This is a genomic window from Cognatundibacterium aquatile, assembly GCF_014699135.1.
GTDB classification, from domain to species: domain Bacteria; phylum Pseudomonadota; class Gammaproteobacteria; order Burkholderiales; family Burkholderiaceae_D; genus Undibacterium; species Undibacterium aquatile.
Map to the genome: position 1 here is coordinate 571844 of NZ_JACOFT010000002.1, position 26293 is coordinate 598136.

General features: G+C 46.3%; 28 protein-coding genes and 2 tRNA genes. 21 read left to right on the forward strand and 9 right to left on the reverse strand.

What is annotated here, in order from left to right; all coding sequences use genetic code 11:
* The first annotated feature begins 6 nt into the window (after positions 1 to 6).
* Genes fliS through H8K26_RS06905 form a run of 5 tightly spaced genes read left to right on the forward strand, consistent with a single transcriptional unit; the run spans position 7 to position 3081 of the window.
* Complete coding sequence (gene fliS / locus H8K26_RS06885; protein WP_186883509.1) at positions 7 to 477, forward strand: flagellar export chaperone FliS; 471 nt, start codon at positions 7 to 9, stop codon at positions 475 to 477.
* Between the two features lie 6 nt (positions 478 to 483).
* On the forward strand, positions 484 to 819 hold the full coding sequence (locus H8K26_RS06890) for a flagellar protein FliT (protein WP_186883510.1): 336 nt from the start codon (positions 484 to 486) through the stop codon (positions 817 to 819).
* Positions 820 to 824: 5 nt separating this feature from the next.
* Complete coding sequence (gene fliK, locus H8K26_RS06895; RefSeq protein WP_190478329.1) at positions 825 to 1988, forward strand: flagellar hook-length control protein FliK; 1164 nt, start codon at positions 825 to 827, stop codon at positions 1986 to 1988.
* The gene (locus H8K26_RS06900; RefSeq protein WP_190478830.1) at positions 1975 to 2268 is read left to right on the forward strand and encodes an EscU/YscU/HrcU family type III secretion system export apparatus switch protein; all 294 of its coding nucleotides are present in this window, start codon (positions 1975 to 1977) and stop codon (positions 2266 to 2268) included. The genes fliK and H8K26_RS06900 overlap by 14 nt, the downstream gene beginning before the upstream one ends.
* A 54-nt stretch (positions 2269 to 2322) precedes the next feature.
* Entirely contained in the window at positions 2323 to 3081 is a 759-nt protein-coding gene (locus H8K26_RS06905) for a flagellar brake protein (protein ID WP_186898390.1), read from the forward strand.
* Positions 3082 to 3110: 29 nt separating this feature from the next.
* On the opposite strand, the gene fliE is transcribed toward H8K26_RS06905, so the two are convergent.
* A complete protein-coding gene (fliE, locus tag H8K26_RS06910; RefSeq protein WP_186898429.1) occupies positions 3111 to 3458 on the reverse strand; it encodes a flagellar hook-basal body complex protein FliE in 348 nt (115 codons plus the stop codon).
* A gap of 210 nt (positions 3459 to 3668) precedes the next feature.
* On the opposite strand from fliE, the gene fliF reads away from it, so the two are divergent.
* The 14 genes from fliF (at position 3669) to H8K26_RS06980 (ending at position 16290) form a co-directional block, all read left to right on the forward strand.
* A complete protein-coding gene (gene fliF, locus H8K26_RS06915; protein ID WP_190478330.1) occupies positions 3669 to 5378 on the forward strand; it encodes a flagellar basal-body MS-ring/collar protein FliF in 1710 nt (569 codons plus the stop codon).
* Entirely contained in the window at positions 5371 to 6366 is a 996-nt protein-coding gene (gene fliG / locus H8K26_RS06920) for a flagellar motor switch protein FliG (RefSeq protein ID WP_186883514.1), read from the forward strand. The genes fliF and fliG overlap by 8 nt, the downstream gene beginning before the upstream one ends.
* Positions 6359 to 7048 (forward strand): flagellar assembly protein FliH, encoded by a 690-nt coding sequence (locus tag H8K26_RS06925; protein WP_190478331.1) that lies wholly within the window; start codon positions 6359 to 6361, stop codon positions 7046 to 7048. The genes fliG and H8K26_RS06925 overlap by 8 nt, the downstream gene beginning before the upstream one ends.
* Before the next feature lie 5 nt (positions 7049 to 7053).
* A complete protein-coding gene (fliI, locus tag H8K26_RS06930) occupies positions 7054 to 8436 on the forward strand; it encodes a flagellar protein export ATPase FliI (protein WP_190478332.1) in 1383 nt (460 codons plus the stop codon).
* 32 nt (positions 8437 to 8468) lie between these two features.
* Complete coding sequence (gene fliJ / locus H8K26_RS06935; RefSeq protein ID WP_186883517.1) at positions 8469 to 8912, forward strand: flagellar export protein FliJ; 444 nt, start codon at positions 8469 to 8471, stop codon at positions 8910 to 8912.
* Between the two features lie 22 nt (positions 8913 to 8934).
* On the forward strand, positions 8935 to 10269 hold the full coding sequence (locus H8K26_RS06940) for a flagellar hook-length control protein FliK (protein WP_190478334.1): 1335 nt from the start codon (positions 8935 to 8937) through the stop codon (positions 10267 to 10269).
* A 216-nt stretch (positions 10270 to 10485) separates the two neighbouring features.
* Positions 10486 to 10989, forward strand: coding sequence for a flagellar basal body-associated protein FliL (fliL, locus tag H8K26_RS06945; RefSeq protein ID WP_186883519.1), 504 nt, complete (start codon positions 10486 to 10488; stop codon positions 10987 to 10989).
* Positions 10990 to 10993: 4 nt separating this feature from the next.
* Entirely contained in the window at positions 10994 to 11998 is a 1005-nt protein-coding gene (gene fliM / locus H8K26_RS06950) for a flagellar motor switch protein FliM (RefSeq protein WP_186883520.1), read from the forward strand.
* Complete coding sequence (gene fliN, locus H8K26_RS06955; protein ID WP_186883521.1) at positions 11991 to 12428, forward strand: flagellar motor switch protein FliN; 438 nt, start codon at positions 11991 to 11993, stop codon at positions 12426 to 12428. The genes fliM and fliN overlap by 8 nt, the downstream gene beginning before the upstream one ends.
* A complete protein-coding gene (fliO, locus tag H8K26_RS06960) occupies positions 12428 to 12862 on the forward strand; it encodes a flagellar biosynthetic protein FliO (RefSeq protein ID WP_190478336.1) in 435 nt (144 codons plus the stop codon). The genes fliN and fliO overlap by 1 nt, the downstream gene beginning before the upstream one ends.
* Positions 12863 to 12869: 7 nt before the next feature.
* Positions 12870 to 13637, forward strand: a complete 768-nt coding sequence (gene fliP / locus H8K26_RS06965) for a flagellar type III secretion system pore protein FliP (protein ID WP_190478338.1) — start codon at positions 12870 to 12872, stop codon at positions 13635 to 13637.
* 8 nt (positions 13638 to 13645) lie between these two features.
* A complete protein-coding gene (gene fliQ / locus H8K26_RS06970; protein ID WP_186883524.1) occupies positions 13646 to 13915 on the forward strand; it encodes a flagellar biosynthesis protein FliQ in 270 nt (89 codons plus the stop codon).
* Between the two features lie 10 nt (positions 13916 to 13925).
* A complete protein-coding gene (gene fliR, locus H8K26_RS06975) occupies positions 13926 to 14744 on the forward strand; it encodes a flagellar biosynthetic protein FliR (RefSeq protein ID WP_190478340.1) in 819 nt (272 codons plus the stop codon).
* 103 nt (positions 14745 to 14847) lie between these two features.
* A complete protein-coding gene (locus H8K26_RS06980) occupies positions 14848 to 16290 on the forward strand; it encodes an NAD(P)H-hydrate dehydratase (protein ID WP_223826881.1) in 1443 nt (480 codons plus the stop codon).
* 3 nt (positions 16291 to 16293) lie between these two features.
* Here H8K26_RS06980 and cysE read toward each other — a convergent pair whose 3' ends face one another.
* The 3 genes from cysE to rnr form a co-directional block, all read right to left on the reverse strand.
* Positions 16294 to 17034, reverse strand: coding sequence for a serine O-acetyltransferase (gene cysE / locus H8K26_RS06985; protein ID WP_186883527.1), 741 nt, complete (start codon positions 17032 to 17034; stop codon positions 16294 to 16296).
* 95 nt (positions 17035 to 17129) lie between these two features.
* Positions 17130 to 17873: a 23S rRNA (guanosine(2251)-2'-O)-methyltransferase RlmB gene (gene rlmB, locus H8K26_RS06990; protein WP_186883528.1), complete on the reverse strand. Its 744-nt coding sequence runs from the start codon at positions 17871 to 17873 to the stop codon at positions 17130 to 17132.
* 20 nt (positions 17874 to 17893) lie between these two features.
* Positions 17894 to 20371, reverse strand: coding sequence for a ribonuclease R (gene rnr / locus H8K26_RS06995; protein WP_190478345.1), 2478 nt, complete (start codon positions 20369 to 20371; stop codon positions 17894 to 17896).
* Between the two features lie 156 nt (positions 20372 to 20527).
* Between rnr and H8K26_RS07000 the strand changes: the two genes are divergently transcribed.
* Positions 20528 to 20612, forward strand: a tRNA-Leu gene (locus tag H8K26_RS07000).
* Positions 20613 to 20769: 157 nt separating this feature from the next.
* Positions 20770 to 20854: transfer RNA gene (locus H8K26_RS07005), tRNA-Leu, on the forward strand.
* Positions 20855 to 20983: 129 nt separating this feature from the next.
* Here H8K26_RS07005 and H8K26_RS07010 read toward each other — a convergent pair.
* From H8K26_RS07010 to hflK, 5 genes are all read right to left on the reverse strand, one after another.
* Positions 20984 to 21526, reverse strand: a complete 543-nt coding sequence (locus H8K26_RS07010; RefSeq protein ID WP_186883530.1) for a phosphoribosyltransferase — start codon at positions 21524 to 21526, stop codon at positions 20984 to 20986.
* A 13-nt stretch (positions 21527 to 21539) separates the two neighbouring features.
* Complete coding sequence (locus tag H8K26_RS07015) at positions 21540 to 22853, reverse strand: adenylosuccinate synthase (RefSeq protein WP_190478348.1); 1314 nt, start codon at positions 22851 to 22853, stop codon at positions 21540 to 21542.
* Positions 22854 to 22856: 3 nt separating this feature from the next.
* On the reverse strand, positions 22857 to 24008 hold the full coding sequence (locus H8K26_RS07020; protein WP_190478350.1) for an ATP phosphoribosyltransferase regulatory subunit: 1152 nt from the start codon (positions 24006 to 24008) through the stop codon (positions 22857 to 22859).
* 115 nt (positions 24009 to 24123) lie between these two features.
* Positions 24124 to 25026 carry a protease modulator HflC gene (gene hflC, locus H8K26_RS07025; protein WP_190478352.1) on the reverse strand — a complete coding sequence of 301 codons (903 nt, stop codon included), beginning with the start codon at positions 25024 to 25026 and terminating at the stop codon, positions 24124 to 24126.
* Positions 25026 to 26285: an FtsH protease activity modulator HflK gene (gene hflK, locus H8K26_RS07030; RefSeq protein WP_190478354.1), complete on the reverse strand. Its 1260-nt coding sequence runs from the start codon at positions 26283 to 26285 to the stop codon at positions 25026 to 25028. Before hflK ends, hflC begins: the two co-directional genes overlap by 1 nt.
* Between the last annotated feature and the right edge of the window lie 8 nt (positions 26286 to 26293).

Consider the following 26293-nt stretch of genomic DNA (forward strand, 5'->3'; position numbering starts at 1 on the left):
CTAGCTATGTTTGGCTCATCAAAATCCTATGGTGCAAGTGCATATACAAAAATTGGTGTGGAAACCGGCGTCATAGCTGCCAGCCCCCACAAACTGATCGTCATGTTATTCGATGGTGCGATCACAGCGATTGGAAATGCTTTACAGCAAATGCAAAAGGGAGAAATTGCAGCAAAAGGAAAATCAATTTCTCACGCCATTTCCATTATTGATAACGGCTTGCGTGCCAGCCTGGATAAGCGAGTCGGCGGTGAAATTGCACTCAATCTGGATGCACTGTATGAATATATGAGCAGACAGCTATTGCTGGGAAATCTGAATAAAGATGAAGAAAAATTACTGGAAGTGCAAACTTTATTACGTGATCTGAAACAAACATGGGAAACCATAGAACCCGCAGCGCAAGCACCAACGCAGCCGGCTATCAGCGAACACGATCCTTTACAACCACGACAAGTTCACGTTTTTGAGGCCTGATTCATAATGGAAAGCATAGAAATTATTAAGCTGTACGAGAATATTGCCGTACTCACTGATCAAATGTTGAATGCCGCCCGCAACCGCGACTGGGAACAATTGACGGAGCTGGAAAACGATTGCAGCTCAAAGGTTCAAAAAATTCGTGATAATGAGAGTCCGGCATTCTTACCTCCGGAACTCAAAGAGCGAAAAATTCGTGTCATAAAAAAAATACTGGCTGACGATAAAGAAATTCGCGACATTACAGAACCGTGGATGGCTGAATTGTCTAATCTGATGAAAGCGTCAAGTGCCGAACGCAAACTGAATCACACTTATGGAGCCGCAAGCTCGGCGTAACCGATATGCCATACCGCCTCGATAATTCGATTACGACTGCCGATATCGAGGCGGCATCAGCGAGTTCGGGACTCCATTCGCTCAAGCAGGAAGTTGCCTCAAAACTTGCACAACTCGTTGTAGGTCAACAACTCAAAGGGGAAATCCTTACCCGACAAAAGGACGGCAGCTTTACTGTCCGGGTCGCTAATTTTAGCGTTCGCATGCAACTCCCGGAAGGCGTTAAGGAGGGAGACTCAGTCTCGTTGCGTTTAATTTCAACAGATCCGAAACCAACGTTTGCCTTAGAAAGCAAATCTCAAATCACAGAAAGCTTCATTGCCGGGCAAACCTACACACCTGGCAAAAAAACGCTATCTGATTTTTCAGCTTCGCCTCAGGCAAGACTGGAAGATGCGGGCAAGTTAGCACAAATAAAAACAATTCCCCAATCCACGTCAGCCCTCCCCCATCTGGAGGCTGGCATTCAATCGGACAGCAGCGTTACTTTTTTAAGTACGGCCAGCAAACTGATTGGCACCATTCTGCAGTCTGGAGATGGCAGTACCGAAGGCAACGCGATTGTCGGAAAAACTGCAATACTAAACTCGCAAGCCGATTTAAATAGCATCGAAAAAACGGCTGTATTATTAGAAAAAAAAATCAGCCAGAGTGGCCTCTTTTACGAATCTCACCTCGCAGAATGGGTGGATGGGAAAAAGAATTTAAGTGACTTACGAACAGAGCCCCAGGCTGTACTTTCAGCACTAAGTCAGAATATTGTCAGCGAAGAAAGCAGTCTTACCTCTGGAAATAAAGAATTAATTCAACTCATTCAGCAACAGTTACGAACCTTGGAAAATCAAAGCCTGCGTTGGCAAGGCGAGCTTTTCCCAGGACAATATATGAAATGGGAAATCAAGAGAGATAAGCCTTCTCATCAAACCAGCGAATTTTCACCTGACGACAATAATTACTGGCAAAGTACCGTCAAGTTTGATTTACCCTCTCTGGGCACAGTTTCAGCAACGTTTAATTTTCGTGCAAATCATTTAAGCTTAAATATCAATGCAGAAAATGAAGAGACTGTAAGCGCTCTTAAAACTCACGCTGGGCAACTATCGTCCGCCCTGTCCTCTTTAGACACGATTCTGGATAGCCTGAGTGTCAGAAAAAATGACAGTAAATAAGCCCACCGATAAACACGCAGTCGCACTCGCTTACCATAGCGGGGATAGTGCTCCACGGGTTGTTGCCAAAGGCAAGGGAATAATTGCTGATGAGATAATCAGCAAGGCGAAAGAACACGGAGTCCACGTCCACGAATCAAAAGAGTTGGTATCTTTATTGATGAAAGTCGATCTGGACGAAAACATTCCCCCAGTTCTATATATCGCTGTTGCAGAACTGCTCGCTTGGCTTTACCATATAGACAAAGAAAAGTCCGGGGTCGAGCAGGAGACGCCCTGAACCGTACCACCTCTACCATCTTAAAATTTTGACAGATAAGAGCAAATAAAAAACATGCAATCCCCTCCTTCTCTCGGGACTGAAAACCAAAGTCCTTTTCAGGTCGACTCTCGCAGGGAAATTATTTCCTTATTACGCGGCCTGAAAGATAGCAACCAGCTCATCAGCATGTTGATTCACGATGGCGCGGAAGTATTTATCACTTCCATTCTAGACGTTGACGATAACAATAATACGGTAACAGTTGACTGCGCCCCCGGCCAATTGGCCAATCAGAGAATAATTGAAGCACACCGGGTTTCATTTGAGGGTTTATTGGATAAAATCGGCATTCAGTTTTCCACGACAGGTGTCCATAGTGCCGAATTTGAGAACCGTCCAGCTTTACAATTCAGCATCCCGTCAAACCTGATCCGACTGCAACGACGTGAGTATTATCGAATCAATACTCCAGTCTCAACGCCGATTAAAGTAAGCTTTTCTGTTGAGGTGAACGATAGTGTTGAAGTTTTAAAATTATCTCTGGTCGATATCAGTTGCGGTGGTATTGCCGTGCTTGATGAGAAAAAAATCCTCGACTGCACTCCAGGAAAAATCTATGAGCATTGCAAACTGGATTTACCGACAATTGGTCTGATCGATGTAGCGCTACAAATCAGAAACTCTCAAGATCTGGTTTTATTAAATGGAAAAACGAATCGTCGTATAGGCTGCCAGTTTTTCAATTTATCAAATTCAGTGCTGACCAGCGTTCAACGCTACATCATGAAATTAGAAAGAGAGCGGAATTCCAAAATGACTGGAATCCGCTGAAATACCGATCACTTCAATTGTGCTTAAGGTCAGATCTGCATATTCATGATGTCATGATATGCAGTGATTAATTTGTTTCTGACTTGCACCGTCGTCTGAAATGAAATGTTTGCTTTTTGCATTGAAATCATGACATCAGACAAACTGACTTTATCGTCTCCTAAGGCAAATTTTTCTCCCAACTGCTGCGATGTCAGTTGAACTTTGTTTACCTGATCTAATGATGCTTTCAGCGCATCTGCAAAGTCTAAGCGTTTTGGCGCATCACTTTCTTCGGTACGATTGATTCCGCTACCCGCCTCCATTTTCGCAGCCGTCGCTTTTAACTGGGCAACCATTGCGTCAATGCGACTGCTGTCAATGCCAGCCATTTTCATACATTCTCCATAGTCAATAAAGATTGATCTAGCATCTACCTTACCACCTGAAAAATTATCCATTTCGATAAAAAGATGTACTAATTGATGCTTACTCTCCTGATTGAAATTCAGAATTCAGTGCAAAATCAGTAGTAAGGAAAAAACCAAAATGGCTTCGTAACATGATGCAAATACACTTCTTAATTTTCAATGCTGATCAGGTGATTTATGGCAACCGCTGAAAATATGATCATGGCTCCTGATGAGCTTGTGGAACCCAAAAAAATATTTGGGATTTCGCAAACGCCAGGTGTCCGCACAGCGATGCTTTCAGCGGGTGCCGCGCTGATACTGGCGATTATGGCCGGGATCTGGCTGTGGGGGCAGCAACCTGAATACAAAGTGCTGTTTTCAAACTTTAACGACAGGGATGGCGGCGCGATCGTCGCATCCTTGCAGCAAATGAACATTCCGTATAAATATTCGGAAACTGGCAGTGCGATTCTCGTACCTGCGAGCCAGGTACATGATGCTCGCCTGAAACTCGCTTCGCAAGGTTTGCCCAAAGGTGGCAATGTCGGTTTTGAATTAATGGAAAATCAGAAGCTAGGAATTTCCCAGTTTCTCGAACAAGTCAATTTCCAACGTGCACTTGAAGGTGAGTTGGCACGATCAATTCAGGCAGTATCAGCCGTGCAGTCAGCAAGGGTGCATCTCGCGATTCCGAAATCTTCGGTTTTTATACGTGATCAGCAAAAACCAACAGCATCGGTATTATTAAATTTATATCCAAGCCGGATTCTGGATCAACAACAAGTCAGCGCTATTCTGCATCTGGTCGCCAGCAGCGTTCCGGAACTGTCGACCAAAAACGTCTCGATTGTGGATCAAAACGGTAATTTGCTTTCGGATATGAATAAACAAGCTGGAAGCAACAATCTTGATCCATCCCAGCTCAAATACGTACAGGAATTTCAACAAAATATTGTCAAACGCATCGAATCTATTATTTCTCCGATAGTTGGCGCGAATAATGTTCGTGCAGAAGCAACTGCAGATATCGATTTTTCAAAAACTGAACAGGCAGCGGAAAGTTATCGTCCGAATTCGCCACCCGAGGCATCCACAATACGCAGCCAGCAATCCAGCGAAAGCTACAATAAAAACAATAATGCATCCGGCATTCCCGGCTCACTGACCAATCAGCCACCAGTGCCAGTAACAGCGCCGATAGTGGCCAGCGGCACTGCAACGTCTGCTTCAGCATCAAACGCAGGGCTTGTACAAAAAGACTCCACCATCAACTATGAAGTTGATAAAACTATCCGCTACACGCAGCAGGGAATGGGGGGCGTAAAACGATTGTCCGTCGCCGTTGTTGTGAATTACAAGAACGAGACCGATAAATCCGGAAAGATTACGACCAGAGCGCTGACGGATATTGAGAAGGCACAGATTACCGATCTGGCACGCGAAGCGATGGGATTTAATAAAGACCGTGGCGATACTCTGAATGTTGTTAATAGCCCATTTGCCGGTCCGGAAAAAGAAACTATAGTAGAAGTACCATTCTGGAAACAACCAGAAACAATCCAGTTAGCAAAAGAACTGGGGAAATACTTATTAATCGCCGCAGTTTTCGCCTATTTATTCTTTGGCTATCTGAAACCCATGTTGTACAAAATTATGGGCAAAGACGTCGCCGAAGAAAAAGCCAAAAAAGAAGCTGAAGAAGCGGAAAAACTCACCTCAGCTGAAAAAGAATTACAGCAGGAGGAAGACGATGATGCGTATGTCAATCTCTCCAGCGAAGAAGAAATACAAGCCGCAAAACAAGGAAACAGTTATGAGTTAACCTTGGACATGGCTAAAGAATTAGCAAAAAATGACCCGAGAATTGTTGCTAACGTAATCAAGACATGGATTAACAATGAGTGATGATGGCGTACAAAAAGCAGCAACCTTCATGCTTGCGCTTGGTGAAGACGGTGCTGCAGAGGTAATGAAATTTCTGGGCCCACGTGAGGTGCAGAAAATTGGCGCTGCTATGGCGACAATAGGTGCAATCCCCCACGAGCGCATAGCGAAGGTTCTCGACGAGTTTAAAGCAGCCGCAGATCTCAGCTCATCTGTCGGTTTAGACTCTGACGAATATATCCGCAATGTCCTCACCAAAGCACTGGGTGACGACAAGGCGTCGTCTTTATTGAATCGCATCCTGGGTGGAAAAGACGCCAGCGGCATTGAAAGTCTGAAATGGATGGACTCAGCGTCGGTTGCCGACCTGATCAAAAATGAACACCCTCAGATCGTCGCAACAATTTTAGTTCACCTGGAAAGCGATCAGGCGTGTGAAATTTTAAATAATTTCTCAGAGCGCTTAAGAAATGATGTTGTTTTGCGCATCGCTACGCTCGATGGTATTCAGCCAGCTGCACTCAGAGAGTTGAATGACGTTCTCACCAAACTGCTGACTGGTAATGAAAGCCTGAAGAAAAAATCAATCGGTGGGGTCAGAGCCGCGGCAGAAATATTGAACTTCATGAGCGGTGAAAACGAAGCGTCTGTTATGGATAATCTGCGCAAATATGATGGTGATATGGCAGAAAAAATCATGGATGAGATGTTCGTTTTTGACAACATCATGGAAATTGATGACAAGGGTATTCAGTTGCTGCTGCGCGAAGTGCAATCCGATTCGCTGATCATCGCGCTCAAAGGCGCCAATCAGGATATGCGGGAAAAAATCTTTAAAAATATGTCTCAGCGTGCCGCTGAAATGATGCGCGAAGATCTGGAATCCAAAGGGCCAGTCAGATTATCTGAGGTGGAAGCGCAGCAAAAACAAATTCTGCTCGTTGTGCGTCGACTCGCCGATGAAGGCCAGATTATGTTAGGCGCGAAAGGTGAAGACTCTTATGTCTAGTGTCTTACGAAAAAACGACGTTTCGGCTTACCAACGATGGGAAATGGCATCATTTGGTGAGACGCGCCCTCATCACATTCCAGAGCCCAAACACGAACCCGAGCCAGCCAGGTTCGTTCCGACTGTATCGGAACATGAACTGGAAGAAATACGTGAAAAAGCAAGACAGGAAGGCTATGCCGTTGGCTATCAGGAAGCCTATGAACGCGGCCTGATCGAAGGACAAGAGGCAGGACAGCGCATGGCGACAGAAAATATGCAGCCCGACCTTCAAAGCATGCGTGACTTGTCAGAAAAATTCTCAACTGAATTAGGTGAAGCAGGAAAAGCGACAGGCAAAGACTTACTTGATCTGGCGATCAGCCTGGCATCAACAATTTTAAAAACGCGGATAGAATTGGATGAAAATATTATTCTCCCTATCGTTGAGGATGCGATCGCGCAATTACCATCAGTACAAACAAATGCAAGCATCAGTTTAAATCCAGCCGATGCAAGCATCGTTAAGAATAACCTTGGCGACACGCTGATCGCCAACGGCTGGCGTATTGTCTCCGATCAACAACTGTCTCGCGGTGACTGCAAAATTGAAACATCTCAAAATCTCATCGACTCCAATATTGAAACCCGATGGGAACGCTTAACAGCCTTGATGCGAAAAAATGCATCGGATTCTGAGTAAATCCCATGGACACTGCTTTCACAGACCAATGGAAATCTATTCTGACTGGCAGCAAAGATCTGCTGGCCGGAAATGATGCCGTTCAACCCGCCGGCAGAGTCACTAAAGTCACAGGCTTAGTCATGGAAGCCGTCGGTTTGCGCTTACCGGTAGGAAGTGCCTGTTCTATACATTTAGCGGGCGGTGCAAAAATCGAAGCAGAAGTTGTCGGTTTCGATGGAGACAGGCTGTTCCTGATGCCTCATAGCGACCTCGAGGGGGTTACTCCCGGCGCTCCGGTTTTTGCCGAAGAGTCGCGACAAACATCCAGTCACCCACTCAGAAGGCCAAGCGACAGAAGCCGTCAACTTCCAGTCGGTTATCAACTATTAGGACGTGTGCTAGACGGCAATGGACGTCCGCTAGATACACTTGGCGCCCTGAAAACGACGGAATCCGCGCCACTTGCGGCGCGGATTTACAACCCTCTGGAACGGGCACCGATTGTCGACACACTTGATGTTGGCGTTCGCGCTATCAATAGTATGCTCAGCGTCGGACGAGGACAACGTCTTGGTTTGTTTGCCGGTTCGGGTGTTGGTAAAAGTGTGCTGCTCGGAATGATGGCACGGTTTACTACCGCAGACATTATCGTCGTCGGACTGATTGGTGAACGGGGGCGCGAGGTAAAAGAATTTATTGAACAGATTCTTGGCGCAGAAGGGCTGGCAAGGTCAGTAGTCGTAGCGGCGCCAGCGGATGCTCCGCCACTATTGCGTTTGCAAGGCGCGGCGTACGCAACAACGATCGCCGAATATTTCCGAGATCAAGGACACAGCGTTCTACTGATCATGGACTCATTAACACGATATGCGATGGCGCAACGGGAAATTGCTCTGGCGATCGGCGAACCGCCTGCGACCAAAGGCTACCCTCCTTCAGTTTTTGCAAAATTACCTGTGCTTGTCGAACGGGCCGGCAATGGCAAAGAAGGCGGCGGTTCAATTACCGCGTTTTACACAGTACTGACTGAGGGCGATGATCAACAGGACCCTATCGCGGACTCTGCGCGTGCAATTCTTGATGGTCATATAGTCTTGAATCGTACATTGGCTGAGAGCGGTCATTACCCTGCCATTGATATCGAACAATCTATCAGCCGGGCGATGCACAGCATCACGACTCCGGAACATCAGCAACTTGCCAGGAAGTTGAAACAACTATATTCAAGATACGAGCGCAGCAGAGATTTGATCAGCGTTGGTGCTTATGCGCCAGGCTCAGATCCCTTGCTTGACGAAGCGATTCGGCTGCATCCGCGAATCATCGCATTTTTACAGCAAGATATTACTCAGAAATGCAGCATATCAGAGAGCTTGGATGGACTTCGGGCTCTATTCCAAGGATAGATAATTTTAGTTAGCTCTATACTTAGGTACAGATGGCAAAGAGATCACCAATAAACACTTTAATTGAGATTGCGGACCGGGAAACCGATGACGCGGCGAAGCGCTTGGGACAAGCCATTCGGTATCACGAAGAAACGCAAAGTAAGCTGAATTTATTAATCCAGTATCGAGATGATTACGACAGCAAATTCCAGGCCGCCGCCGCCGCTGGTATCAGTGCCAGCCAATATGGAAATTTTCTAGGGTTTTTAGCCAAACTGGACAGTGCCGTTGAAGGTCAAAAAGAAGTGATACGAAATGCTGAATCAAAAGTTCAGGCGGCGAAACTTGATTGGCAAGGGAATGAAAAGAAACGGCTGTCATATAACACCCTCGATCACAGGGTAAAAATGGTGCAGCAAAAAAAGGACGCCAAATCGGATCAGAAACAAACCGACGATTTTGCTGCACGGGCGTATTTTTATAAATCAGAGTAGCAACTTAATAACGGCAACATCTATGCAAACACTCAATATTGTCAGCGCACTCAATAATCAGAACAGTGCGGCGAAAACGAGCAAGAGCAATCCGGTGGTGAATGCTGATAACTCTTTTAATAAGCTGCTCAAGAAAGAAATAAGCGGAAATAAAGCGACGTCAGCGCCTGCCCCAAGGGAAACCAATAGCAAATTGCCTACAAAAAATGTTGAGCCACCTAAGCAAGACGCTGCAACGCCGCCTGAAGAATTGAACGACGCTAGCACTGCGCTGAAGAAAAGCGAAGATACTGAAAAAGAAGACACTCAAACGGAAAAAAAAGAAACGGATGACGGCGATCATCAGTTGATACAATTATTTAACGCCTTAAATGATATTTCCAAGTTGGTACCGGCAAAATCTGGCGATGATGCCGTGTTGAAAAGCGACACAGGCGTCATTTCGGATGCATCAAACAGCGGCTTATCGCTACAGCCGTTGAATGAAAAAAATGTGTCCCCGTCTGCGGGAATATCAAAAGAAACCGCCTTTGACGTCGTCGTCAGCAATACCCTATCAGCCCGCCTGGAAACAACTGCCCCCGAGCTCACAGCCGAAACTCCAGCGACAGATACTTCCCAGATTGTAAAAGACAAAGGAATAGGATCTGACACATCAACATCGTTTGCAGATCACCTGGACCTTAAATCAGAAAAAGGTGAGCCGCTCAAGTTGCAAACAAGCACTCCACAGGATGTATCGCCGAAAACAAATGTCTCTGCCGATAAACTGGAACGATCTATTGATCAGCTTACGTTAAGTTTACGAAAAGATGAAGCGATGAGCCCGGCCAACGTCCAACAAGCGCCGCCACAACAACAGCTTAACGCTACGCAGAATGCGACGCTCACCGGTGCCGTTTCTGCTAACCAGATATCACCTCCACTGAATTCGTCCGCATGGGATAAAGCGGTGGGACAAAAAGTAATCTGGATGGTGGGCGCCAGCATGCAATCGGCTGAGTTAACTCTGAACCCACCTGATCTGGGTCCATTACAAATCGTATTGAATGTCACGAACGATCAGGCAAACGCAACTTTTATCTCCGCACATCCAGATGTCAGGGAGGCACTGGAGGCTTCTCTGCCTAAATTGCGTCAGATGATGGATGATGCCGGAGTCCAACTATCAGGTTTCTCAGTCAACGCAGAAGCATCTAATCAGGGGCAGCAAGGTAGCGAATTCAGACAAACAAATCCATCCACCTCAGTTGCCAGAAATGGTGGGAACGAAAGCGTTATCAGCAACCAACCTATATCCGACGTCAAAACGACCAAAATAATCTCTCGCATTGGGGCTGTCGATACGTTTGCATAGTGCTTAGTTGAAAAACTTGTCTCTCAAACAGGTAGAATAAAGAAATAAAGCATTTAACCGGGAATAATGCGTTCTTCATGCATAGACCGCATTATTATTTTTTCAGAATTGAAAAGATGAGTGGTATTTGTCCGTCTTTTCTACTGTTATTCGGTGCTTTTTTTCGAAGATAATATAAGAAATAGCGGAAAAATACCGCTGCTTGAGAGGAAAAATATGGCGAAGAAACCTGCTAAGGCAGCTCCCGAAACCGGTGAAGCTGCTCCAGCAAAATCAAAGAAAAAATTAATTATTATCATTGCGGCCGCGGTACTTGTTCTCGGTGGTGTCGGTGGTGGTGCTGCTTTCTTTTTATCGAAAAAATCTGCGTCAAAAGAAAAAGAGCACAAAGCAGAACCAGCGAAGGCGCCGGTATTTCTTCCTTTAGATGCTTTCACAGTAAATCTGCAATCAGATAGCGGCGATAAGTATTTGCAAATCGCGATGACACTTCAGGTAGAAGGTGAAGATCAGTCATCACTGATTAAAGCAAATATGCCTCAGGTGCGCAGTCGCTTGCTGTTACTTTTATCGAGCAAAGATGCCAATGATATTCTCTCCACTGAGGGCAAAGATAAACTGGTAGACGAAATCATTGAAAAAGTTAATCAACCTTTTACTGCGAAAGGTGAACCGCAAAAAGTAACTGGCGTTTTCTTTACTTCCTTTGTAGTTCAATAGCACTATGTCAGATAATTTCCTCTCCCAGGAAGAAGTCGATGCGCTGTTAAAGGGCGTCACGGGAGATCAAGATGACTCTCAGTCTCAAGAAGACACGTCGGGCGTACGTCCCTATAACCTTGCGACACAAGAGCGCATTGTTCGCGGCCGTATGCCGACGCTGGAAATTATCAACGAAAGATTTGCCCGTCTTTTACGCATAGGGTTATTTAATTTTTTACGCCGTAGCGCAGAAGTTTCCGTTGGAACGGTCAGAGTTTCCAAATACAGTGAATTCATCCGTAATCTGGTTGTACCGACCAATCTGAATCTGGTACACATGAAACCACTCAGGGGAACTTCGCTGGTGGTGCTCGACCCTGGTCTGGTATTTCTTTTGGTCGACAATTTATTTGGTGGTGACGGTCGCTTCCACACTCGTGTTGAAGGACGTGATTTCACACAGACTGAGCAAAGAATTATTCAACGCATTCTGGAAATTATTTTTGAAACCTACGCAAAATCGTGGGAGCCAGTCTATCCAGTTGAGTTCGAGTATATTCGTTCTGAAATGAATACCCAGTTTGCCAATATTGCTACACCAAACGAGGTAGTGGTATCGACAACCTTCACCATAGAATTGGGGCCAGTTAGCGGTGAAATGCATATTTGCATGCCCTACTCCACGATTGAGCCTATCAGGGATATTCTGACGAGTAGCCTGCAAGGTGAAACACTGGAAGTTGACAAACGCTGGGTTCGTTTGATGACGCAGCAGATTCAGATTGCGGAAGTGGAAATAGTTGCTGACTTAGGCACAACCCGTGTCACACTAGGTGACATTCTGAATATGAAAACTGGAGACATCATTCCCTTAAATATTCCGGAAGTGATCTCTGCCAAGGTTGATGGCACCCCAGTAATGGAATGCAAATACGGTGTATTCAACGGACAATATGCGTTACGTGTGGAAAAACTGATCAGTTCCAGCGTACAAGAAGTAGCAGCACAAGGAGAAAACCATGGATGAAAATACAGATAGCCCGATCAGCGAAGACGATTGGGGCGCAGCAATTGCAGAGCAGGAGAAAGCCGATGCCGCTGCGGCAGCAGCAGCGGCGAGCCAAAAATCCGAACCGCCAGCAAATCCCGCGATATTTAAAGAATTCAGCGCAAAAGGAAGTTCGACTGAAACACACAACGATATCGACTTCATTCTCGATATCCCTGTGCAGCTGACAGTTGAATTAGGAAGAACCAAGATCGCGATTAAAAATTTGCTGCAACTGGCGCAGGGTTCCGTCGTGGAACTTGATGGTCTGGCAGGTGAACCGATGGATGTACTGGTGAACGGCTGCCTGATCGCTCAAGGCGAAGTTGTGGTTGTTAATGATAAGTTCGGCATTCGTTTGACTGACATCGTGACCCCCGCAGAACGAATTCGCAAACTGAATAAATAATGAAACCTCACAGTAAATTCATATCGTTATTTTTACTGGCTGCGTCTGACCATGCCCTCGCTGCAGATGCTGCTCCGCTGACGCCCGGAGCTGGCTTGTTGCAAATCACCTTGGCCCTGCTTTTTGTTCTCGGTTTAATGTTTTTCGCGGCCTGGGCTTTCAAGCGGATTGGCCCGGCAACCTCTGCAAATAAGATTCCAATGAAGATTCTGGGCGGTCTGAATGTAGGAAATCGTGAACGAGTAATGGTTATTGAAGTTGGAGATCAATGGCTGGTGCTTGGCGTCACAGCTTCAAATATCACTAATTTGACGACACTCCCAAAACAGGAGTCCTTATTGCAAGTCACACCGGCAAATCACAGCTCTTTTCAGGATTGGCTGCAACGAACAATCGAAAAGCGTGTGACTACGCCAACTGATACAAATACGTAAATTCCGCATGAAAATCCTGCGCACTTCACTTCTTTATTGTTGTCAGATTGTCGTTCTGATTTCGCTCATATTTCCGGATATCGCCCTGGCTCAGTCTAGCGGCGCTTTACAGGCGATTACAAGTACTCCAGCTCCGGGCGGTGGACAAAATTACTCCCTGAGCATACAAACACTTTTATTCCTGACTGCGCTCAGCTTCATTCCTGCAGCGTTGCTGATGATGACGAGTTTTACCCGCATCATCATCGTCTTATCTTTATTACGTCAGGCATTGGGAACACAGTCGGCACCGCCGAATCAGGTCATGGTCGGACTCTCTTTGTTTTTAACGCTATTTGTGATGGGACCTGTGCTCGACAAAATTTATACCGAAGCCTATACACCTTTTGCGGAAAATAAAATTTCCATGATGGAAGCAATGGACAAGGGAGCTGCGCCTCTGAAGCAATTCATGATGAAGCAAACCCGTCAGGCCGATCTCGCGTTATACGTCAAATTATCGAATACCCCTCAATTGCAAGGCCCTGAAGAAGTATCTTTGCGGGTATTGATCCCAGCTTTCATTACCAGCGAATTGAAAACGGCATTCCAAATCAGCTTTGCTATTTTCATTCCATTTTTGATTATTGATATGGTCGTCGCCAGCGTCCTGATGTCTATGGGTATGATGATGGTGTCACCGTCCATCGTATCATTACCATTTAAGCTCATGCTTTTTGTATTGGTGGACGGTTGGCAATTAATCATAGGCTCTCTGGCGCAAAGCTTTTACTAAGGAAAAATATGACCCCCGACAGCGTAATGATGCTTGGCAGGCAGGCAATTGAAGTGACATTACTGGTTTCAGCACCAATGCTGCTGGTTGCGTTGGTCATCGGCCTGTTAGTCAGTATCTTTCAAGCGGCGACCCAGATTAATGAAACCACGCTTTCTTTTATTCCGAAACTGGTCGGAATTTTCGTCACATTAATTATTGCCGGCCCGTGGATGTTAACCATACTCACTGACTATATGAGACAAGCATTCACCAGCATTGCAACGATGGCTGGGTAGTATCGCAACTATGCTTTCCGTTGGCAGCAGCGAGTTAATCGCGCTCATTACGTCGTTCATCTGGCCTCTTACAAGAATTCTGGGGATGATTGCTATCACCCCTCCTTTTGGCAATAACACTGTTCCTGTACAAATTAAGATTGCACTGGGAGTCATGATTGCCCTCATTGTCGCGCCAACGATTCCTGTGCACCCTGACGTCGATCCAGTCTCACTGACGGGGATGGTGATCCTTGCTCAACAACTTGTTATCGGTTTAGGCATGGGGTTTGTTATACGCATCGTTTTTGCAGCTGTCGAAATGGCTGGTGAGGTATCAGGTTTAACAATGGGCCTGGGTTTCGCCACTTTTTTTGATCCCTTGAGTCAGGGACGCTCTTCTGCCATTGCGCAATTTCTGGTGTTGCTGACAACCTTAATCTTCCTGACATCGAATGCGCATCTTGCACTGCTCAGCGCGTTGATTGAGAGCTTCAAAACGATACCCATCTCGACAACGCTACAAAGCGGATTCAATGTCCATAAACTGGTTATTTGGGGCGAGCAGATTTTTATCACCGGACTCAGACTAGCGTTGCCAATTGTTGCGGCACTACTCGTCATTAACGTTGCTCTTGGAATACTGACCCGCGCTGCGCCTCAGCTCAATTTATTTGGTATCGGTTTTCCAATTACGATCGGTGTTGGTTTCCTGATGGTGGGTTTGATATTGCCTTACCTACTACTACCGATTGAAAATTTATTTCAACAAGGTTTGGAAACAATACAATCCTTAGGGGCGCCAACCGCAACTTCAACGCAACAATTAAAACCTCCCTCCAGTAAATAATGTGACGGATAAACCAATGCCTGACTACTTAACACTTTTTTCCTCAAAACAAATCAGGGAACTGGAAACGTCAGGAAAAAAACAGCGTCCCGGGACATCGTTAATGCAAAAAGCTGGCGAAGCCGCCGCCAATTTTGTGATGTCATTACTGGGACAAGTCTGCGCGCCGATTCTGGTTGTGGCGGGACCAGGGAATAATGGTGGCGATGCTTGTGAAACTGCCGCCAATTTATCCTCACATGGGTACGACGTCAGCATTTTACTTTGCGCAAACTCTGAAAAATACTCACCTGATGCGCTGTTTTGCTTCGAGCACGCTGTCGCCAACGGTGCACGAGTTATTTCACCAAAAGATTTTCAAGCAATACTGGAACCGCATTGGCATCTGATCATTGATGGACTATTCGGTATCGGCCTGACACGGGAAATCACTGGTGTCTGCGCCGATATCGTCGCCAAGCTAAACTCCATATCGAGTGAAAAAAATATTCCCATATTAGCCCTCGATATTCCCAGCGGACTCGATGCAGATACCGGAGTTGTACTCGGTGAACACAATATTGCGATACGGGCAAACTATACGCTGACGTTTATAGGAAACAAACCGGGATTACATACCGCCGACGGTAAAGACTACGCGGGCAAAGTAACCGTTGCTGATTTAGATATCCCAGAATATCTCTACCCGATAAGCACCTGTCTTTTGAATTGTCCTGAAAGTTTCGAATTCTCTGTGCCTGACCGCAAACAGAATAGCCATAAAGGAAGTTACGGCGAAGTCGTCATTATCGGGGGAGCGAACGGCATGACTGGAGCCGGAATACTCGCTGCACGCAGTGCACTATTTTCAGGCGCGGGCAAAGTTTTTATCGGATTCATCCATTCAGCGATAACTTACGACTCATCCTACCCAGAAATCATGTGCAGGAACGCGAAAGACATTCAGTATGCAACGGGAGTTATTGTTGCTGGCCCTGGCATGGGAATCTGTCAAACCGCCAAAGACATTCTGCATTCAATATTAGATTCAAATGCGCCATTGGTGCTTGATGCAGATGCACTTAATTTAATCGCATCGGACGTAGCGCTTCAAATCAAACTCAGCAACAGAACGACGGCAACGATTCTGACACCACATCCACTGGAAGCGGCACGGCTGCTCGGGGTGACCGCAAAAGAAATTCAAAGCAACCGCTTATCTACAGCAAATCAATTATCCGCTAAGTTCAATGCGGTCGTGATATTGAAAGGTGCTGGTAGTATTATTGGACTCCCTGACGGTTCTTTGCGCATCAATACAAGTGGCAATCCGGGGTTAGCGACAGGTGGCACTGGCGATGTTCTGGCGGGTCTCTGCGGCGCTTTGTTAGCGCAAGGATTCGATTGTTTTCATGCAGCGCAACTGGCAACATGGGTACACGGCAATGCCGCCGACATTCTGGTTAGCAAAGGAGTCGGACCTTTAGGTATATGCGCGAGTGAATTACCGGTCGAAATCAGAGCGGGTCTCAACTCACTGGTAAATTCACACCGTAACCAGGTATAAAATTTACTCAACCAGACTATTTATTTGTTCTGGATTTAATTTTTCTGTCGCCTGCTCGCAAACAATCCCTGCACAAGAAATCGCGGCGGTTAATTTTTCAATTTGCTCTTGCTGCGATACCGCGTGATCAATCAACTTATGCAATACCTTTGAGACAGGATCATCACTACTCTGCGTAACACCATACGCTGAAAACAGACTGTCACCGACTTGGTCAGTCGCACTGGGTTCTTTTTTGACGATATGCGCAGGGTTACCAACTGCAGTTGCACCAGCGGGAACCGGTTTCAGCACAACAGAGTTAGAACCAATTTTTGCGCCAGCACCTATCGTAAAGCTCCCTAACACCTTAGCACCAGCACCAACAATAACACCAGGCTCAAGAGTAGGATGCCGCTTTGCTCCGCGCGATAAGGATGTTCCACCTAAAGTCACACCTTGATAAATCGTGCAGTCATCACCTATCTCTGCGGTTTCGCCGATCACAACACCAAACCCATGATCGATAAATACTCTGCGGCCGATTGTTGAACCAGGATGGATTTCGATACCGGTAATTACGCGGGCGATATATGAAATAAAACGCCCCAACCACTTCAGACCATGAGTCCAGCACCATTTTGCCCAACGGTGCATCACGATAGCCTGAAAACCCGGATAGCAAGTCATTACCTCCCACGCATTCCGGGCGGCCGGATCTTTCTTAATAATGCTGGCAATATCTTCACGAAAATGGCTGAACATGTGGGAGTGCAATAAATAGACGGACTAGGATAGTAGCTTATTCAGAAAAAGTGCGCCGAAGCGCACTGAAATAGCATTAAAGATCAATTTTGGTTTTAAACAGCTTTAATTAAGCGTTGACGTCTCGCCTCGTACAAACAAACACCTGAAGCCACTGAAACATTCAAGCTTTCAACCGAACCAAACATGGGTACGCTAACCAGAACGTCGCAGGTTTCTCTGGTCAGCCTGCGCATCCCCTCACCTTCAGAGCCCATCACCAGCGCACTGCCACCCGTAAAATTCACGTCATAAATGGTTTGATCGACATCATCAGATGTCCCCACCAGCAAAATATCGCGCTCTTTCAACTCTCTCAATGTGCGTGCAAGGTTGGTAACAGTGATATAGGGCACAGTTTCAGCAGCACCACTGGCAACTTTTGCTGCAGTCGCATTCAATCCTACGGCCCGGTCTTTTGGTGCGATAACGGCATGCGCACCAACACCATCGGCAACGCGCAAACAGGCACCAAGATTATGCGGATCAGTAATTCCGTCCAGTACCAATAACAATGGCGGGCCATCAATCGCATCCAATAACTCATCAAGATTGCGAGCCAGAGATAACTCTCCTGCTTTTGCGACGACACCTTGATGGCGACGGGTACCAACGATGTTCGATAAGCGCTGATCATCTGCAGGAATAACCCGGATACCTGCAGATTTTGCTGCATGCAACAACTCCTGCATACGCCGGTCGCTACGCCCGGAATCAACATAAATCTCTTCCACCGACGACGCTTCGTGACGAATACGGGAAGTCACCGCGTGGAAACCAAAAATCATTTTACTTTTCATATTGCTCTTTACTAATTAACTTAACGTCTTCTTTTTGCAGTTTTTCCTGCCGGTTTACCATTCGATGGCAATTTATTTTTTCCGACTACAGGAGATTTTTTGGATGATTTAGAAGGACGACCGCCTGAAGATGCGCGTTCCAATTCCACATACTCAGTGGTTGATCCTCGTCTTGCCCCTGAAACCGTTTTACCCGCAGATGCAGAAAGTGATGGGGAATTTCTTTTTGACTTATCTGATCCTGAGCCACGATTAGCAACCGTACTACCGACAACATTTTGAACCAGGCTCAAGTCAATTTTACGTGCATCAAGATCTACGCGACTAACCTGCACTTTTACCTTATCGGTCAGTTGGTAACGCTTTCCGGTACGTTCACCGCGCAGCTCATGTCTGGCTTCATCAAACTGAAAGTAATCAGCGCCAAGCTCGGTGATATGAACCAGGCCCTCAATAAAAATATCGTCTAACTGAACAAAAATACCGAACTGCGTAACCCCGGTAATCGTGCCCGTGAATTCTTCGCCCAGCTTATTTTTTATAAAGTAGCACTTCAACCATGCTTCAACATCTCTGGATGCTTCATCAGCGCGACGTTCATTTGCAGAACAATGAGTTCCCAAAGCGTCCCAGATGGTGAGATCTTTCTCGGGCTTCTTTTTACCCGCTGCTTTATCCGCAACCTGCTGCTTACGCGCAGCATTAGAAATTGTCGTATTTAACAAGCTCAGATTGATGCCTTTGGGCTCATAAACCTTTCCTTGCAAAACCGCTTTGATCGCTCTGTGCGTCAGCAAATCAGGGTAACGTCGGATCGGGCTGGTGAAATGCGCATAAGCCTCATAGGACAAACCAAAGTGACCTATGTTGTCTGGGCTATAGACTGCTTGCTGCATAGAGCGCAGTAGCATGGTCTGCAACAACTGCGCGTCAGGTCGTCCTTTTACCTTTTCCATCAGCGCAGCATAATCAGACGCCGACGGGCTGTCTCCACCGCCAAGAAATAAGCCGACTTGTTTCAGAAAATTTCTGACTTGCGTTAACTTCTCTTTAGTCGGGCCGGCATGAATCCGGTACGTGCCCGCATGCTTGTAGGTTTCGAGTAAATTCGCAGCACATACATTGGCAGCCAACATACATTCTTCGATCAACTTATGCGCGTCATTTCTTGTGCGTGGAACGATTCGTTCTATCTTACCCGCGGCATTACAGATAATGTACGTTTCCGTGGTTTCAAAATCAATCGCGCCGCGCGCTTGACGGGCTTTCAATAATGACTGAAACACTGCGTATAAATTGCTCAGGTGTGGCACCAGCAACATGCGCTTGGCAGCGGCCGTTCCTTTCGTATTTCCGAGAATCTCAGCCACCTCAGTGTACGTAAAACGCGCTGCCGAATGAATTACTGCAGGATAAAACTGATAAGCCTTAATATCGCCATCTTGTGTTATCACCATATCGCAAACCAACGTCAATCGATCTACCTCTGGATTCAGTGAACACAGACCGTTAGACAGTTTTTCCGGCAACATGGGAATAACACGACGTGGAAAATAAACGGACGTACTACGCAACAACGCATCCTCATCCAATGCGTCATTCGGCGTCACATAGTGGCTGACGTCAGCAATAGCGACAATCAGGCGATGTCCATTGCTACGCCCTATCTTTACGGGTTCACAGTAAACCGCATCATCAAAATCACGCGCATCTTCACCATCAATCGTGACCAACGGAATATCACGCAAATCTACCCTGCTTTCCAGATCCTTAGCCAGCACCTCAGACGGTAATTTGGACGCCATTTTTTTTGCTGCATCCGAAAACTCGTGAGGAACACCAAATTTTCTGACAGCAATTTCTATTTCCATTCCAGGGTCGTCAATATCACCCAGAATCTCAACAATTTTACCGACCGCCTGCGCATAGCGAGTCGGCTGCTCAGTCAACTCTATACTGACGACCTGCCCGGCCTTAGCTTTACCAGGAGAGCCTGCGAGTAAAATATCCTGGCTATAACGTTTATCTTCCGGTGCGACGATCCAGACACCATTTTCGTTTAATAAACGTCCGATAACATGTGTATTTGCACGTTCCAGTATTTCAACAATGCTGCCTTCGAGACGCCCACGTCTGTCGGTTCCTGTAACTCGTGCTGTCACACGATCGCCATGCAGTACCTTCTGCATTTCCCGTTCAGGCAAAAACAAATCTTCACTGCCGTCCTCAGGAATCAAAAAGCCGTAACCGTCTCGATGGCTGCTGACCTTACCCGAAATAAAATTATCCTGATTCGCCAGCACGAAATTTCCAGATTGATCTAATGTAATCTGACCATCGCGTTCCATCGCGTTTAATCGTCGCGTCATACCATCAAGCTCCTCGGTTTTTACGCCTAACTTCGCTGCAATAGCATTCGCCGTCAGCTTTACTTTAGTTGTACGCAGAACACCTAAAATATCTTCGCGACTCGGAATTGTGTATAAATGCTTATTCAAATGTTGTGAATTTCTCTAAAAGTTAAATCTTGCCCCGAATATACAAGACATCGTTACAGTTTACCGGAGCGCACGTTATTTAGCTAACTATTCTAATCTGATCAGGCTCACGTCTTGACATAATACCGAAACAATCTATAATAAGCGCCTTCTGTCGCCCACGTGGCGGAATTGGTAGACGCGCATGGTTCAGGTCCATGTGCCGCAAGGTGTGGGGGTTCGAGTCCCTCCGTGGGCACCAAATTATTGAAAGCCCGTTGATTTTATCAACGGGCTTTTTCTATTTCATAATTCCAAAGTTCACTCATCTCGCATCATCTCCCGAAAAAGTAATTCAAATTTTCGACTGAAAGTCGTAGTAAATTAATCCTGATTACTCTATAATTACGCCTTCTGTCGCCCACGTGGCGGAATTGGTAGACGCGCATGGTTCAGGTCCATGTGCCGCAAGGTGTGGGGGTTCGAGTCCCTCCGTGGGCACCAAATTATTGAAAGCCCGTTGATTTTATCAACGGGCTTTTTCTTGCTCAAAATAAATCTTTAAATTAAGCATAGCAATCAACCAAATAAAAAAAACGGGAGTAAATAACTCCCGTTTTTTATTTCACATCATTAAGCCGTCTCACCTTTTTTCAGCCAGGCATTTAACTGATGCGGCCTGATACTATCGTACTCTTCAAATGGTTGATGAATCCATGGATTCGTCGCCAGATAATCAAGATGAAAATCAGGTGCGACAGAAGAACAAGCTTTATACCAGATCACCGCGGACTTAACGTCCGTTACCGCTGGAAAATTTTCGCGCAAGTGATGCAGAACACGCTCAAGCGTCACACCGGAATCAACAAGGTCGTCAACAACCAAAACACGGCCTTGCAAAGCTCCCTTGGTCATAGAAATATATTTACCGATATCCAGAGAACCTTGGACGGTACCAGCATCCTCACGATAAGAACTTGTCGAAAGAATTGCCAAAGGGACATCGAAAATTCTGGAAAAAATATCGCCGGGCCGCAAACCGCCACGGGCAAGACACAAGACCTGGTCAAACTTCCAGCCTGACTCATGCACTTTAAGCGCCAACTGCTCAATTGAACGATGGTAAGCATCCCAAGAAACCCACAGATCCTTATCCGTAGAAGCAGGTGTATTCATTTTTATTTTTCCTTTAAATAAACGGATGGCGCAATACGATAGTCTCCTCACGGTCAGGACCGGTAGAGACCATATCAACTGGCACTCCCACGAGCGCCTCTATGCGCTTGATGTAATTGCGGGCATTTTCGGGCAAAGCTTCCATGCTCTTCGCACCTACAGTTGACTCAAACCAACCAGGCATTTCCTCATAGATGGCCTCGCACATCGCCGCCTCTTCTGCACCAACCGGGAAAATATCAACAATTTTTCCACCCAGTTTATAACCAGTACACAGCTTCAAAGTTTCAACACCATCCAACACATCCAACTTGGTCAAACACATGCCAGAAACGCCATTAATCTGAACAGATCGCTTCAACAGTGCAGCATCAAACCAACCACAACGACGGGCACGCCCAGTTACTGTGCCAAACTCATGCCCAACACTCGCCAGATGCTTACCAACGCCCTGATCCGTCGGCAATTCGGAAGGAAATGGGCCTGAGCCAACACGTGTCGTATACGCCTTAGTAATTCCAAGAATGTAATGCAGCATATTTGGACCAACGCCCGTACCTGCGGCAGCATTGCCTGCCACGCAATTACTTGACGTAACGAAAGGATAAGTACCGTGATCAACATCCAGTAAGCTGCCTTGCGCGCCCTCAAACAGAAGACTTGCGCCAGCTTTGTGCGCTGCATACAAAGCACTGGAAACATCAGTAACCATAGGACGAATACGCGGAACTAAAGCCAACGTGTCATCCAAAGTCTTCTGATAATCAACCGCTGGCGCCTTGAGATAATTTGTTAACACGAAGTTGTGATAATCCAGGTTTTCCTTCAACTTCTCAGCAAAACGCTCTGCATTTAATAAATCAGCGACACGAATTGCACGACGTGCAACCTTATCCTCGTAGGCAGGGCCAATACCTTTACCTGTGGTGCCAATTTTGGCAGCACCACGAGCAGCCTCGCGAGCCGCATCCAACGCGGCATGGTAAGGAAGAATGACTGGACATGCCTCAGAGATTTTGAGACGGGAAACAACCTCTACGCCGTTTGCCTGCAATTTATCGATCTCGCGCAACAAATCTGGAACGGACAAAACCACGCCATTACCGATATAACAAGCCGTACCCTCACGCATAATTCCAGAAGGAATTAATTGCAACGCAGTCTTTTGCCCACCTATCACCAGCGTATGACCTGCATTGTGGCCACCTTGAAACCGAACCACACCTTGAGCATGATCCGTCAGCCAGTCAACAATCTTTCCCTTACCCTCGTCGCCCCACTGGGTACCAATGACAACGACATTTTTTGCAATTTTATTGTTTGACATTACTCAACCTACATTTTGAAGAATCCATTGTTCACCATCGAATACGACCACACGATTGCAGTCAAATTCATCTTGTTCATTCTCATGCCCAGGGAGATTTTGAATCACCACCTCCCCTTCACTACGTAACGCTGCAATTTTCGACAACAAACCTGCATCACGACTCCAAGGAGCACGGATCGCCCCTTTTCTCTCGGCAACAGGCATCAGACGTGCCAATTCGCGTAAATCCAAAGAAAAACCCGTTGCAGGCCTGGAGCGCCCAAAAGCCTCACCCACGTGATCGTAACGCCCACCACGCGCAACGGCATTAGGCAAACCTGGAACAAACGCACTGAACATAACACCACTGTGATAGTGATAACCCCGCAGGTCTGCCAGATCTATTGTTACCTTGTCGTTACCAACCAAATTAGCAAGATACTCAAGCTCAGATAACGCAGACATGACACCACCCAGATTAGGTAGCTCTTTTCTTGCCCTAGTAATGACAGACACATCACCATACAAAGTTGGCAAGACCTGCAAAGCACGCCTGACCTCGGGAGAAAAACCTTCACTGACACTTTTTATACTCGGAATATCCTTGGACTCTAACAGAGCAAACAAAATATTCTCTTGTTGCTTCGCAAGTGGATCTGTTTCGAGTATTGCACGCAACACACCCACGTGACACAAATCCAGGCGCACTTGCTCAATGCCAGCCAGCCTTAAACAGGCAATCACCAGCTCCTGAATCTCTGCATCCGCCTCGAGTCCTGCATGTCCGTATATTTCAGCACCGATCTGAATCGGTTCACGCGTTGCATGTAACCCTGATGGCTTAGTGTGCAAGACGTTGCCAGCGTAGCATAGGCGAGTCACCGAACTGCGGTTTAAAAGATGGGCATCAATACGTGCCACCTGAGTAGTCATGTCTGCACGCACACCCATCGTACGACCAGATATCTGATCAACTAGCTTGAAAGTACGTAGATTCATATCCTGACCTGCACCGGTCAAGAGTGATTCGATATATTCCAGCAAAGGAGGCATAACTAATTCATAACCATACAAACGGAAATGATCTAGAAAAACACGACGCAAGTCTTCAATCTTGCGGGCCTCAGAGGGCAAGACGTCAGCGATATTTTCAGGTAAGAGCCAGTTCGGCATGAAAAACAATCAAAAATTAAGAAAACGAGAGAATGAACTTTATTGGGCTCATCCGGCAAACAGCGACCTGCGCCAAAGCTGGCGTAGATCGCTGTTTGATCAAAATATATAAGTATTACTTAGACTTTGCTGCCGAGCCACCATTAACAGAACTGCCGGGAGCTTTAAAATATTTGAAAAATTCAGAACTAGGATCAACGACAACGACGTCACTCTTAGTTTTGAAGCTGGCCCGGTAAGCCTCCAGACTTCTGTAAAATTTATAAAACTCAGGATTTTGTCCAAATGCCTGCGCATAAATCCGCGACGCCTCTGCATCACCTTCACCGCGCATTTGCTCAGCTTCACGGTAAGCCTCAGCAAGTATCACAACTCTCTGCCGGTCTGCGTCAGCCCTGATTTTCTCCGACTCAGCCGAACCTGTAGAGCGAAGCTCATTCGCAACACGCAAACGCTCTGATTTCATGCGGTCATAAACCGAATTATTAATCTGCTCAACATAATCAACCCGCTTCAAACGGACATCGATAATATCAACACCAATTTGTTTAGCTTCGTCAGTAACTTTGCTTTTGATCGCCTCCATTACTTTGCCGCGCTCGCCTGAAATCACTTCACGCACAGTCCGCTTTGTAATTTCGTCGTTCAGTGCCGCTTTTACGATCTGAGACAAGCGATCTTTTGCCCGGCGCTCATCACCGCTGAAGCTCACGTAATACAGCTTCGGTTCAGTAATCTGCCATTTAACATAGGAATCGACAAGAATGTTTTTCTTTTCCGCTGTAATGAAGCGATCTGCCTCAGCTGAATCAATCGTCAGAATCCGTTTATCAAGCAACAAAACGTTTTGGAATGGCGGAGGTAATTTGAAATGCAAGCCGGGTTCGCTGATTACCGACTTGACCTCTCCAAACGCGAACACAATCGCATGCGACTTCTGATCAACAATAAAAATTGTCGAATAGGCGACTAAAAGTGCTGCGATTACAGCCAGAAAAAATGAAATCAGCTTATTCATCAGCGCACCTCTCTGTCACGTGAATCACGAGTATCTCTGGCACGCCCATCTTTATTGTAACGCATCTCCACAGATGGAATTTGTTCTGCAGTCGTTGGAGCAACAGGCTGTACAACAGCTGGTTTAACACTATTTGCTTCTTGGGAAATCATTTTATCAATCGGCAGATAGATCATGTTGTTGCTTTGTTTTGTATCCATCAAAACTTTACTCGTACTGGTAAAAATCTGCTGCATTGTTTCGAGATACATCCTATCCCTGGTGACTGCCGGCGCCTTCTGATATTCACTCAATACCTGCTTAAAGCGAGAGGCATTCCCCTCAGCATTCGCCACAATTCGTGACTTGTAACCTTCAGCCTCTTGCAAGGTACGGGAAGCCTCACCACGCGCCTTTGGAATCACGTCATTAGCATAGGCCTGACCTTCATTTTTTTGCCGCTCTTTATCCTGTCCCGCCTTTACTGCGTCATCGAATGCTGCCTGCACCTGTTCCGGTGGCTGAACGCCTTGCATAGTGATATTCGCGATCTGAACGCCTGCCTTATAACGGGTCAGTATCTGCTGCATCAGTGCGCCAACATCCATTGCAACTTTTTCCCGACCCTCGTAAAGGACGAAATCCATTTTACTTTTACCGACAATTTCACGAATCGCAGTTTCCGCGACCTGTCGGATCATTTCATCCTGATCCCGGTTGTTATAAAGCCACTCAGCGGCACTTTTCAATTTGTATTGAACTGCGAACTGGATATCGACAATATTCTCGTCATCAGTCAGCATTAAAGATTCATGCGCCTGCTTATTTTTCACATTTGAACGATAGCCGACTTCGATAGTACGAACCTGTGACACATTCACAATTTCGTGATTCTGAATCGGATAAGGCCAGCGCCAATTCATACCCGCGCCATTCACGTGACTATACTTCCCAAAGGTCGTGACAACAGCATTCTGCCCTTCCTGGACAATAAAAATACCGCTTACCAGCCAGACAAAAACAAAGACAAAAACAATCGCACCGATACCAAATCGGGTAGTGGATGAGTCAGGATTAAACCCTCCGCCACCATCACCGCCGCCGCTTTTTTGTCCTAAGAAACGGGATAAACGCTGATTCAAATCTTTCCAGACCTGATCGAGGTCAGGAGGGGTTTCCGGTGACTTCTTGCCATCCTGATTATTTTTTGATCCACGTCCCCACTGAGGATCATTCAGCGATAACGTAACACCAATTTTTTTTAGAAATGAACCAATCATTCTTTAGA